At 46.9% G+C, this 13,397-nt stretch carries 9 protein-coding genes; 7 read left to right on the forward strand and 2 right to left on the reverse strand.

From position 1 onward, the window contains the following. Positions 1-41 precede the first annotated feature (41 nt). From BLR32_RS13660 to BLR32_RS13685, 6 genes are all read left to right on the forward strand, one after another. The gene (locus BLR32_RS13660) at positions 42-2,357 is read left to right on the forward strand and encodes a DUF5703 domain-containing protein (RefSeq protein ID WP_245705423.1); all 2,316 of its coding nucleotides are present in this window, start codon (positions 42-44) and stop codon (positions 2,355-2,357) included. A gap of 58 nt (positions 2,358-2,415) precedes the next feature. Then, positions 2,416-3,900, forward strand: coding sequence for an alpha-amylase (locus BLR32_RS13665; protein WP_245705424.1), 1,485 nt, complete (start codon positions 2,416-2,418; stop codon positions 3,898-3,900). Positions 3,901-4,064: 164 nt separating this feature from the next. Continuing rightward, positions 4,065-5,576, forward strand: a complete 1,512-nt coding sequence (locus BLR32_RS13670; RefSeq protein WP_089832648.1) for a S10 family peptidase — start codon at positions 4,065-4,067, stop codon at positions 5,574-5,576. Positions 5,577-5,625: 49 nt separating this feature from the next. Continuing rightward, complete coding sequence (locus BLR32_RS13675) at positions 5,626-6,195, forward strand: Crp/Fnr family transcriptional regulator (protein WP_089832650.1); 570 nt, start codon at positions 5,626-5,628, stop codon at positions 6,193-6,195. A gap of 76 nt (positions 6,196-6,271) precedes the next feature. Then, positions 6,272-6,706: a carboxymuconolactone decarboxylase family protein gene (locus tag BLR32_RS13680; protein ID WP_089832652.1), complete on the forward strand. Its 435-nt coding sequence runs from the start codon at positions 6,272-6,274 to the stop codon at positions 6,704-6,706. A 430-nt stretch (positions 6,707-7,136) separates the two neighbouring features. Beyond that, entirely contained in the window at positions 7,137-7,493 is a 357-nt protein-coding gene (locus BLR32_RS13685; protein WP_089832655.1) for a DUF4260 domain-containing protein, read from the forward strand. 2 nt (positions 7,494-7,495) lie between these two features. On the opposite strand, the gene BLR32_RS13690 is transcribed toward BLR32_RS13685, so the two are convergent. Further along, entirely contained in the window at positions 7,496-9,583 is a 2,088-nt protein-coding gene (locus BLR32_RS13690; RefSeq protein ID WP_089832657.1) for a S9 family peptidase, read from the reverse strand. Between the two features lie 165 nt (positions 9,584-9,748). After that, positions 9,749-10,414 carry a response regulator transcription factor gene (locus BLR32_RS13695; protein ID WP_089832659.1) on the reverse strand — a complete coding sequence of 222 codons (666 nt, stop codon included), beginning with the start codon at positions 10,412-10,414 and terminating at the stop codon, positions 9,749-9,751. Positions 10,415-11,645: 1,231 nt separating this feature from the next. On the opposite strand from BLR32_RS13695, the gene BLR32_RS13700 reads away from it, so the two are divergent. Continuing rightward, positions 11,646-13,376 carry a T9SS type B sorting domain-containing protein gene (locus tag BLR32_RS13700; RefSeq protein ID WP_176842269.1) on the forward strand — a complete coding sequence of 577 codons (1,731 nt, stop codon included), beginning with the start codon at positions 11,646-11,648 and terminating at the stop codon, positions 13,374-13,376. Positions 13,377-13,397 lie beyond the last annotated feature (21 nt).

Genomic DNA, 13,397 nt, shown 5'->3' on the forward strand with positions numbered 1-13,397 from the left:
AACTTATTTTAGTAGGTATTTAGAATTCCGTTCCGTGTATTATGAAAAGTGTTAGTGCCCTGCAGTTTATCTTGTGTCTGAGCCTGGCTGTACTATTTCGCAGTCATCCTGCCGCTGCGCAGCAAATGGCTGTTTCCCGTTATAATGTATCCTGGGATACACAGAGTAAAAGCGCCGCCGATGCCATGCCTTGCGGAGGAGGAGATGTTGGCCTGAACGTCTGGGTGGAAAATGGTGATGTATTATTCTATCTCTCAAGGAGCGGTACATTCGATGAGAATAATGCAATGCTGAAACTGGGAAGAGTACGATTGAAATTGTCTTCTGGTCCGCTAAGTATCAAGGGATTTAAGCAGGAGTTACAATTGCAGCAAGGTAGTGTGAGGATCCGCGATGAACATACAGATATAGAGATATGGGTAGACGTATTCAATCCCGTAGTGCATGTGGCTATAAGGAATGATCGGGCCGTGAAAGTAACTGCTACCTATGAGTCATGGAGGTATGCCAACCATCTTATTACAGATACTAAAGAGTGCCGCATGAATTCTTATAAGCGCTTACAATCGTTCCCCATTACAACGTATAAAGATGACATAGCTTTCCATGGAAATGATGTTGTTTTTTGTCACCGCAATCGTGGGGATGTACAGGATATTTTTAACTATACGGTGCTGAAGGAAGGGATGGAGGCCGTGAAAGATCAGTTATATGATCCTTTAAAGAACAATACTTTCGGCGGTATGATGCGTGGTGATCAGATGGTAGCTGCTGGTGTGGATTCCGGTACTTATGCAGATGCGGCTTATCGCGGATGGTCTTTGCAGAGCAGGAAAGCAGTGCGTACACAACGTCTCACAATAGGGCTGGAAGTAGCACAAAGCGCCAGTATCAATGAGTGGAGAGATGGGTTACAACGCATAATGAATACTGCCGGCAAAAACCGTGAAATGGCACGTCGTAAAACACAGGAATGGTGGCAGCAGTTCTGGGACAGGAGTTACATTTTCATAGACAGTAAAGATAACGCGGCGGTGACCGTTGGACGTAATTATCAGCTGTTCCGTTATATGCTGGGATGTAATGCCTTCGGCAAATGGCCGACTAAATTCAATGGCGGCCTTTTTACATTCGACCCCCGCTATGTCAATGAGCAATACCCTTTCTCGCCTGACTTCCGCTTGTGGGGAGGCGGTACGATGACAGCGCAGAATCAGCGGCTGGTGTATTATCCCTTACTGAAAAGCGGTGATACAGATATGATGAAGACGCAGTTTGATTTTTATCTGCGGACAAAAAAGAATGCAGAGCTCCGCAGTCGAACATACTGGAACCATGCAGGGGCATGCTTCACAGAACAGATAGAGAACTTCGGATTACCCAATATCACCGAATATGAGCCTAAAAGACCTCCCGGCACTGATCCCGGTGTTGAATATAACGCATGGCTGGAATACCAGTGGGAAACGGTATTTGAGTTTTGCTTAATGATGCTTGATGTGAACCGTTATACAGGGATATCGAATCCTGAACATATTGCCTTCATCGAAAGCTGTCTTACTTTTTATGATGAACATTACCGGCAGCTGGCAAAGAAAAGGGGCGTCAAAGAACTGAATGAGAAAGGGCAATATATACTATTCCCTACATCGGCGGCAGAAACCTTCAAAATGACCTACAACTCCACGACAGTGATTGCTGCTTTACAGGTCATCCTGCAAAGGATGTCTGAGCTACCGGAGATACAGAAAGATACACTCCGCCTGACGAGGATACAACAGCTGCAAAAAAGGGTACCGCCTATTGCATTGACGGAATTTGAAGGGCATAAAACCATTGCGCCGGCGCTTGCCTGGGAAAGAGTACAGAACACGGAGACGCCGCAATTGTACCCCGTTTTCCCCTGGGGTATCTACGGAGTGGGTAAGCCCGACCTGGATATTGCCCGCAACACATGGGAATATGATCCACATGCAGTGAAATTCCGGAGTCATATAGGTTGGAGACAATACAACATCTTTGCCGCCCGTCTGGGACTAATGAAAGAGGCGGCTGCACTCACCAAACTGAAATTTGCTGACGGACCTCATCGTTTCCCCGCTTTCTGGGGCCCCGGCTTTGACTGGACACCCGACCATAACTGGGGAGGAACCGCCATGACGGGTTTACAGGAAATGCTGTTGCAGGTAGATGGTAAGAAGATCTATCTGCTACCTGCCTGGCCGGCAGACTGGAATGCGGTGTTTAAACTGCATGCGCCCAATAACACCGTTATTGAAGGTCGTGTGAACAATGGTAAAATGGAACAGTTGAAAGTCACACCTGTCTCCCGGAAAGAAGATGTGATCATCATGTAAATATGGTGGCATGTGGTTTGTACCGCCATTCACATCTTTCCCCAATTAAAGAGAACGAATGAAAAACGGTACAATGATGCAATACTTCCACTGGTATATTCCTGAAGATGGGAGCTGGTGGAATACAGTAAAGAACGACGCGCCCAAACTGGCGGCGATGGGTATTAACGCTATCTGGCTGCCGCCGGCTTTTAAAGGAGCCGGTGGTATTGATAGTCGTGGCTATGATGTGTATGATTTGTATGACCTTGGTGAGTTTGATCAGAAAGGAACGGTACGCACGCGTTATGGCACCCGTCAGGAATATATAGCGGCTATTAAGGCTATCCAGAATGCAGGTATGCAGGTATATGTGGATGTAGTGCTCAATCACCTGATGGGAGGCGATGAAACAGAAAGGATAACTGTCAGGAAGGTGGATCCTGAAAACAGGAATGAATTCATTTCGGATCCTCTTCTTGCAGAGGCATATACCAGGTTCACTTTCCCCGGACGCAAAGCTGCACACTCCACATTTATATGGGATCATCAGTGTTTTACAGGAGTAGATCATATCACCGGTTCTGACGAGGATGCCATCTTCAGTATCCAGAATGAATATGGAGAGAAATGGGAAGATGTGGTGGATGAAGAAAAAGGCAACTTTGATTTCCTGATGGGAGCCGATATTGAATTTCGTAATCCTGCAGTACGGGACGAACTGAAACGATGGGGAGAATGGTACTACAATACAATTAAGTTTGATGGTCTCCGGCTGGATGCAGTGAAACATATTACCCCTGGCTTCTTTACAGAATGGCTGGACTATATGTGGAATTTTACCGGTAAGAAGTTTTTTGTTGTAGGGGAATACTGGGCAGCCGACGATGTAGAACCAGCACTGAAATATATAGATGCTATTGAAGGCAGAATGTCGCTGTTTGACGCCTCTTTGCATCATAACTTCTTTGATGCTGCCAAAGCCGGTAAGGATTATGATCTTACTGCCATCTTTGAAGGCTCCTTGGTATCGCAGCAACCTGCGCTCGCAGTAACCCTTGTCGATAATCATGATACACAGCCGCTACAGACGCTGGAAGCACCTGTGGAAAACTGGTTCAAACCAATAGCCTACGCTTTGATATTACTGCGGGAGCATGGTTATCCCTGTGTTTTTTATCCTGATCTGTATGGTGCAACCTACACTGGTAAAAATAAAGAAGGGGAGGATGTCAAAATTGAGCTGGCGCCCGTAGAAGGGTTGGACAAGCTGCTCGCTGCCAGAGATCAATATGCTTATGGTCAGCAGAGGGATTATTTCGACCATCCCAATTGTATTGGCTGGACACGTGAAGGTGATGAGGAGCATAATGGTTGTGCCATTGTAATCTCCAATTCAGAAGAGGGTACGAAACATATGGAGATAGGAAAACGTTATGCCGGCAAGCGGTTTAAGGACATATTGGGCAGGCGCGGGGAAGAGGTAGTGATAGACAAAGAAGGATGGGGCGATTTTCTGTGCGCTGCGGGTGCAGTATCAGTTTGGGCGCCCGCTGGTAGCTGACGCCGTAAAAGTCATGTGGTTAATAGGGTAAAGACCCGGGAATTCATAGATTGTTTGTTTGTAGATCGCGAACAGCGAACAGGATTTTTCCTTTTATCCCAAAATTCGCTGTATAGCCGAATGCTTCTATTATATTTACCCCGAAACCATTTATCAATCAAATTATGATCAACAAAATCTTATTGCCCCTGGCGCTTGCAGGTGCAGTCATCGCACAGGTGGCTGTACTACCGGCACAGGCGCAGATGAAACCCTCGCCTTCCAGAGTATTGAATGTTGACTCTTCCGTAGTAACGAAACATGAAGTGACCATCAAGGGACAGCGGGTACCCTATACGGCAACTGCAGGCACTATCCCTGTATGGGACGAAGAAGGCAAGCCTGTTGCCGGCGTGTTTTACACTTACTATGAACGGGATGATGTAAAGGATAAATCTGCCCGCCCGCTGGTGATTTCCTTCAATGGAGGTCCTGGTACGCCCTCCGTATGGATGGAGATCGGGTATACTGGTCCGCGGATGCTGAATATAGATGATGAAGGCTATCCGGTACAGCCCTATGGCATGAGGGACAATCCGCATTCCATCCTGGACGTTGCCGATATCGTGTACGTAGACCCTGTGAATACCGGCTATTCCCGTCCGGTAAGTAAAGATATTCCCGGCAGCAAATTCTATGGTGTGAATGCCGATATCAAATACCTGGCAGAATGGATCAATACATTCGTGACCCGTAAAGGACGCTGGGCTTCTCCTAAATTTCTGATAGGGGAAAGCTATGGTACTACCCGTGTATCCGGATTGGCGCTGGAGCTCCAGGATGCACAATGGATGTACCTTAATGGCGTTGTCCTGGTATCGCCGACAGAACTGGGCATACTGCGTAACGGACCTTTGGATGCAGCCCTGAAACTGCCTTATTTTACAGCTACTGCCTGGTACCATAAAAAGTTGCCGGCAGATCTGCAGCAGAAAGATCTGAAGGATGTACTGCCCGAAGTGGAAAACTTCACCATCAATGAGCTGATCCCAGCCTTGTCAAGAGGAGGAGCGCTGGAGGATGCACAACGTAAGAGCATCGGAGCCCGCGTTGCCCGTTACAGCGGACTGAAAGAGCAGGTGGTACAGGAGAATAACCTGGATGTGTCTACCAACCTTTTCTGGAAAGAACTGCTGCGCGACCAGGGGTATACCGTTGGCCGGCTGGATTCCCGGTACAGGGGTATTGACCGTCAGACAGGCGGTACCAGTCCGGACTATAACGCAGAGCTGACGGCATGGTTACAGGCATTTACACCCGCTATTCACATCTATCTGCGGGAAGAACTGAACTATAAAACAGACCTGAAGTATAACATGTTTGGTGATGTACATCCCTGGGACGGGAAGGATAACAGGACAGGAGAGAACCTGCGTCAGGCTATCGCCCAGAACCCCTTCCTGCACCTGCTGGTACAATCGGGTTATTACGATGGCGCCTGTGATTACTTCAATGCCAAATACAGCATGTGGCAGATGGACCCTGGCGGTAAACTGAAAGACCGCCTGAAATGGGAAGGCTACCGCAGCGGGCATATGATGTACCTGAGAAAGGACGATCTGGCCGCAGCGAATGAGAACCTGAGAAAGTTTATCCAGGAATCTATTCCGGCCAAAGGACAGGCCGCAAAATATTAAAACAGGAGGCTCCGTACAGGAGCCTTCTTTCTTTGACGTAATATTGTGTATGCAAAGGCTTATAGCACATATCAGCAAATTCGTGGAACTGACGGAAGAAGACAGGGAGACCATATTGTCCCTGATGCAATACCAGGAGGTAAAAAAGAAAGAATACCTCCTCCGGCAGGACGCTATCTGCAATGCCAATTACTTCATTCTGAAAGGTGTTTTCCGTAAGTATTACATTGACGAAAAAGGATCAGAACAGATCATTCATTTTGGTATTGATAACTGGTGGATTACCGACTATGACAGCCTGGATAGAAGGATACCCTCTCAATACTTCATACAGGCCGTGGAACACGCTGAAGTGGCCGTATTGGACTGGAGAGTTCAGGAAGAGCTTTTCGCCAAAATACCAGCCCTTGAGCGCTATTTCAGGTTAATCCTGCAAAGGGCATATGCCGCCTCTATGCAGCGCATCCGGTACATCTATGATTTTACCGGGGAAGAACGTTATTATCATTTCAGTAGCCTGTATCCCGAATTCCTGCAGCGTATCCCCCAATATATGGTGGCATCCTACCTGGGTTTTACCCCCGAATTCCTGAGTAAGATCAGGGCTAAGAAAATCTGAACAGTCTTTTCTTGAACTCGATTAAGTTTTGGCAACAGGCAGTGTTGGAAATTTGTGTCAACAAAAACACAAAATCATGGAAACGCGTCTTGTTATGGAAAAGGTGGAACCGGAAGCTTATAAAGCAATGTTTGCGATGGAAAAATATCTTCGTACAACGGATATCGCTCCATTGCACAAGGAACTCATCAAGATCAGGGCATCCCAGATCAATGGCTGTGCTTACTGTATTGATATGCATACAAAAGATGCGCGTAAACTGGGAGAAACAGAACAACGTATCTACGCTCTGAACGCCTGGAGAGAAACGCCTTTCTTCTCACAGGAGGAAAGAGCCATCCTGGCCCTGACAGAAGAAGTGACCCTGATCAGTCATCATGTGAGCGACGCCACCTATAATACAGCCATACAGGTACTGGGAGAGAAACTGACCGCCCAGGTAATGATGGCGGCGGTGGCTATCAATTCCTGGAACAGGATAGGGATTGCCACCAGGATGATGCCTGTATGAGTATAGTATGTATAGTATAGCAATATAGTGCGATTCTATCTATAGGCTCTCTGGTCCTACATTAGGACTGCCGTTCTATAGCCTTGGCTATAGAACAGTGCCTGTAATGCTATAGTAGAGAGCCTGTAGGTTATAGGTCCCACACTATTCCCACACTATTAGTACACTATCTCCATGCTGTCTCAACCCAGGAGATGTCCTTCGGGGAGACTATCCGGTAGTTGACAAGAGAGACAAGTATGCTATCATATGGATGCGTCTGGTATACGCTTTGTACCAGACGTATACCAGACGTATACCGGGACAAACACGAGACATACACGACGTATACACGACGCATCTCCGGGACGTCCCTCGGATCGGGGTCGATGCATCCCCAAATCATATAAGTAATTATCTTTATGGCGGGCCTGCTTAAACCTGCCTATTAATGAAAACCATACTTATCCTGGAAGAACTGGCGCTTTTCCTGCTTGCCATCTTTGCCTTTCATCTGCAGTCGCCATATGCCTGGTGGATGTTTCCTGCATGTATCCTGTTACCTGATCTGTCTATGCTGGGCTACCTGGCCGGCAACCGTAGCGGCGCTTTTGTGTACAACCTGGTGCACCATAAGGGTGTTGCACTGGCAGTCTACCTGGTAGGTCTGTATTTCCACCAGGACTGGGCTGTTTTTACCGGTATCATCCTGTTTGCCCATTCGGTAATGGACAGGATGTTCGGTTACGGTTTAAAGTATGAAACCGGTTTTAAAGACACACATCTGGGTAAGATCGGTAAACAATAAGCTTATTTCAGATATCTGATCAGGAATGCCGCTGTCGCTTCGTCTACCTTGAGGGCATTGCTGTATTTCATCCAGTGATGGGTATCGTCGGGAATGGCGAGATACTCAAAGGGTACGCCTTTGTCCTCCAGGCGGCGGAACAGGTCTATGGTCTGGTTGAACTCTACATTGCGGTCGTCATCAGCATGAATAAGCAATACCGGAGAAGTCCAGGTATCCACATAAGCCACCGGCGACGATAGCCAGGAGACTTTTAAAGCTGTATCAACATCGGGTGCCGGGTTAGCGGTTGGAGGAGGTAGAAATTGTGAACGGTTATGTACTCCGTGTATGTCTACGCCTGCGGCGAATAGTTTTGAGTCCCTGCCCAGTGCGTGTGCAGTCAGAAAGCCGCCATAAGAGCCGCCATACACACCGATCTTTGTAGCGTCCACCTGTGGCTGCGCTGCCAGCCATTCGCCCGCAGCTTTGATATCCTGGTATTCGGCTGCCCCGATGATGCCGGCATGTGGAGGCTTGTTGAATTCATAGCCATAGCCGATACCCAGGCGGTAGTTCACCGACAGTACTATAAATCCCTGGCTGGCAAGGTACTGGTTCACTGCATATCCATTGGCATAATAATCCATATAATGCCAGCCCAGTAGCATCTGGCGCTGCGGACCACCATGGATGTACACAATGGCTGGATGTTTTGCTGCCTTGTCTTTCGGTTCAAATAGTTGCGCATGTACCAGAGTGCCATCGGGCGCTTTGAAGGTAACCGGTTTTGGAGTAACCATCTGTGCTTCCGGGAAGCCGGCAGGCAGTAGTGTTTTGCCTATTACCCTGGGCGTACCCTTCTGAAAAGGCATCACAGCTGGCAATAAGGGTTGTTGCGCGGTAGCGGTCAATGCAGCAATGGTGTGGCCGTCGCCTGTTACGACCGGGTATGTCTCAATACCATCCCCCGAGGTGAGTATTTCCATGGCTGCTTTATCTACCGGCACGCGGGCGATATGCCTGCGGTCTATGTCCGTAGGGGCAGCACCGGTATTGGCACTGAACACGACCCATTTACCATCAGCAGTAGTTTCAATATGTTCAACCATGAAGTTGCCGGGTGTCAGTAACAGCGGTGTACCTCCGCCAGGCGCGATGGAATAGAGGTGCGGCCATCCGTCGTGATAGGAGAGGAACACGATCCTGTTGACTGCAGGCCAGTTGAGGTTCGTACCACCGTCAGTGGTAGGGATAGAGCCGGGTAGTGTAGTGGGTGCTTTCCATAATAGCTTGCCTTCTCCGCTGACAGCATCTGCTGTCCAGATGGACCAGGGCTGGTGTTTCCGTGCCAGCAGGGAATCTGTTGCACCACCGGTACCGGGTATACGTATAAACGCAATCTGCTTCCCGTCGGGCGACCAGCGGGGAGAAAAGTCTTTTGAAAAGCCAGGCGCCATCCATTGCAATGATGTAGCTGCATTGCGGTATACGCCGATGTAGGAATGATCATTACGGTTATTCGCAAAAGCCAGTCCAGAGCCATCGGGCGCCCATGTTATACTGTGGCAGGAACCTTTTACAGCAACCAGGTTCCTGGCAGGAGTCGCTCCATCTATGGCAGCGATCCATATCTGTCCGTTCCTGATGAATGCAACACTGTCGCCACGCGGAGAAATGGCTGGATAGTCGCCTTCCGACAATACTTTGGCCGTACCGCCGGCAAAAGGAACTGACCATATCTCCGTTTTCGGAGGAATAGGCAGATGGGCTGCATTTACAGGATTGCTGCTTTCTTTTCCACCATGATCACCTCCACGGGTATACACTACCCATTTGCCATCAGACGAAATGGATAGACTACTGATCTCCTGCCCGTCGTCAAGCGTATAGCCGGTGACTTTCCGGGGAGTAAAATCAGGGCCAGCTGCAACATATACATTCCTTTTCCCCTGTTCATTCAGCGCCCAGGCAATACCACTACCGGTGGATGCGCTGGTGAGTACGGAGGGGAAAGGATAAGCAGTAACAGCTTCCATGGAAAACTGCTGTGCGTTTAAGCAGCAGATGTGCAGGAAAATGGTTGTAATGAGGAGGACAGATCTGATCATGGGCTTGCAGGAAAGTTTAAATCAGGAATTAAGAGTCAGGAATGAGAAAATACGAATACAAATTGACATTCTGGTATTTTAGTCAATTCATTGTAGGTGGCAGTACTGAAAGGTGCTGCTGTACTGCGTTTCTGATTCCTGGCCCTTAACCCGGATTCCGGCAGGCTACTGTTTCTGCTGCTGAATAATGTTCCGGATCACAAATTCAGTCAGCGCATTGCGTCCGGCAATACCCAGTTTGACGGCTATCCTGTACCGGTGATTTTCGATGGTACGGATGCTTACATTCAGTTCATCAGCCATCTGCTTGGTGCTTTTGCCTTCCGCGATCATTTTAATGATGCGGTTTTCAGCTTTGCCAAGCCGGTGATAAAGTGCCTGTTGTGCGGTTGATGAGTTAGCAAGTGATACACTCCTGGTTTCATCGGGCGTATGCACATGGTTGAACTTCGCAAAGCGGCCCAGCCGCGAGCGGATGCTGAGCAGGAGGTCGCGTTTTCTGAACGGCCTTGCCAGGTAATCATCTGCTCCAAGATTCATGGCCATGCGCATTTCCTGTTTGTTGTCTTTTACACTGATAAAGATCAGCGGAATATGATCAAAACCAGGATCGTTCCTTAAAGCCATAATGAAATGATGCCCGCCTGTTCCACGCAGGTGTGCACCACAAATGATAAGATCGGGTTGCTGTTGCTGGCAGATGATGATTCCTTCTTCTTCTGAGGACGCTGTATGAATATCATAAGATTGGGTAATCAATAACTGCCGGGTCTGTCTTACAAATACCTGATCCTCATCTACAAGTAAAATTTTATAGACTGCAGTATTCATCAGAAAAGTGTTTGCAGGTTGACATACAGGTATGAATGTAACCGATTACAATACCCATATATATGGGGGATACTTGTCGGGCATGCTTAATGGCTCCGGTCTCCGCTGGCCAGAATTACTCTCATAAAAACAGAATGGAATGGTCGTGTGCATTTTTAATTGGTTAATATTAAGTAGTTAAGCGGTAGATGCAGACACACGTATGGCATAGTTAAATTTCCGTCTCGCGTGCAGCTTCCATCAGCTGTTTAATAACATGGTCTTTCAGGTAGAAGATATGGGAATGGTCTTTCCAGTGGCGTAAATATGAATAGAATAACGGGTGCGATTTCAACTAATGATCTTCGTCATATATAAAATAAGCGCTAGTACTCAAAAAAAGGTGAGCATATACTTACTGCTTATTCCCGCCGGGCCTGGTAAAGTAATCTAGGTGACTACATTTATATTAGTAAATATAGTGATTTGTTTACATATGGAAATTGTATGCCGTAAATCATGGGTTAGGGATAATCTCATGTGATTAGGGTAAAATAATATTATAAAAAATGGCCTTTTGAAAATATGCGTACAAGCACTGCATAAAAAGTTATCCACATTTCAGGTCGTTTTTAGGTTAAAAAATGTGGATAACCCTACTCTTCGTAGAGGCGGCAGAGGTAGATATAACGTTCACCTACCCCATGTTTATTGTATGAGACAAAATATATATTTGAATGCCCTGAAGCCTCCGTCAGTAAGGTAATACAAGGGGTCATATGTATATAAAGTACCATGTGTTTGATCCCGGAAAATGGCCATTTTTATGTGCCAAAATACATGGTATGAGCCCGGATTTCATTTGTAATGTTCTGATTTATAATTGAGAAGTAGGAGGGGGTAACGCTCATTAATTTTTAAAAAGATATTGTTTTATCAATAAATATAGATATTTTTATATTCGAATTTACTATATCCTTGACTGTCGGATATTTATAAATCATAATCCTATAACCAATGAAGAACGCTGCCTTATACGAATTGTGGATTGCTCTGAGAGCGATATTCCATATGCCTGATCACCAACCCCGGCTTGCCCGGATTTATATATATAATAATAAGAGGACAGTTGGTAGACGGCATTTCTAATGAGAGCGATACATTGGTACAACAGCATTCAAAATATACTATTTGCAGTAATCCTAAGCCTATGCGCATAAATTACAATTCTCGCTTAAATCTGCTAACATCGATGCAGCAGCGAGTTGGCCTGGTCTTTACCGATATTAAAAAGATGTCTGATCGCTGCCTGTTCATGCTACTTTTTATAGTAGGTATGACCTGGTTGCCAGCGAAGGCAAATATTCCGACAGCCGGAAAAGTAGCTACTGGTGTTACCGTAAATGGTAAACCCTACACCAAATCCGTTGATATATGGGTAACCTACCAATATACCGGTTCCGGTGCTGACGGTGCAGTAAAGACAGGAGATCAGATCGACTATAAGATCTTTATTAAAAATACTGGTGATGAAGCCCTGACGGTACGTGTGGTAGACACACTGCCGATACACACCATTTTCTACGGCGCCTCTCCCGGAGGTACCCTGAATAATGATGTGCTGTCATGGAACAACCTGGCCCTTGCTCCCGGAGCACAGACCTCTGTTTCATTTTCGGTGAATGTGGATGGTACTCTAACCGGTGTAGACTATATTAATAACACCGGGTATGTGGATATCGGAGATGGAAACGGATTAATGCACACTTTCGCTCCGGCAGTCGACAACAACATCAACGCAGCAAAAGGTACCGACAAAGGCTGGCCTGCTACGAGGACCCCGGTTGATAACGGTATGAACTCCATCTGCTGGAAAAGTGTAACCTATACTGGTACTGGTCCTAACGGTACTATCCAGTCAGGCGACCTGGTTACTTATGTAATACACGTACAGAATACCGGTACACAGCAACTGCAGAATGTGATCATTACTGACTACGTTCCGGTTTATACTAACTTCTACGATTCGCCCGACGCGGCTCCTGATGCCAACAACCTGCTGACATGGACTATTCCTTTACTGGACCCCGGACAGTCTGCAGTACGTTCCTTCCGTGTAAGGGTAGCAACAGACCTGACAGGTGCGAAAGCCATAGAAAATACAGCTTATGTAAATAACGGGAACGGTAAAGGATTCGTTCCGACATTGCCTTCCCTGGCTACTGATCCTAACCAGCCAGATCCTAATGGCGCAGGCAAACCATCTACTTCAATTCCTATCGTGAGCGTAGTCTCTTTTGAAGGATGGAAAATAGTACTGAACTCCAGCGGCGAAGCAAGTGTAACCTCCGGTGAAGAGCTGTCATATATTATATATGTACGCAACACAGGTAACACCACCATCCCTACCCTCCAGGTAAGTGACCCGGTGCCTGCCCTGACAACTTTCGAATCTGCAACAGATGGTGGTATCCACCTGGTAGGTTCAAACACAGTAATGTGGGCGGTAAATAACCTGGCCGCCGGCGCGATTGCCACACTCCATTTTAAAGTAAAAGTTGATCCTTTACCAGATGGTATAAAGAGCATCGACAACACAGCAAGGATCCAGATCGGTGGTAACTCTGACTCTACTTCCAAAGCAACCTATCATTGCGATCCTAAGGAAGCAGGTTGCGACAAGGGAACCGTAACAAGTATCAAAACAGCCGGTAAAGCTGCCGGTATGGTGATCTCCAACGTTGTAACACCTAACTCAGACGGAAAGAACGACTACTTCATAGTAAGAGGAATTGATAAATACCCTAACAGTCAGTTGTACATATTCAACCGTTGGGGAGGTGTTGTATACCATAACCCTGACTATCAGAACAGCTGGGATGCAACAGGATTAAGCGAAGGTACCTATTACTACCGCCTTGAGTTGAACAGTCCTACCGAAGGGGTAAAGACTTACAAAGGTTGGGTAATGATTATTAGATAATGAACTGTGATCCTAAAAGTG

The sequence above is a fragment of the Chitinophaga filiformis genome (assembly GCF_900102545.1).
Classification (GTDB): Bacteria; Bacteroidota; Bacteroidia; order Chitinophagales; family Chitinophagaceae; genus Chitinophaga; species Chitinophaga filiformis.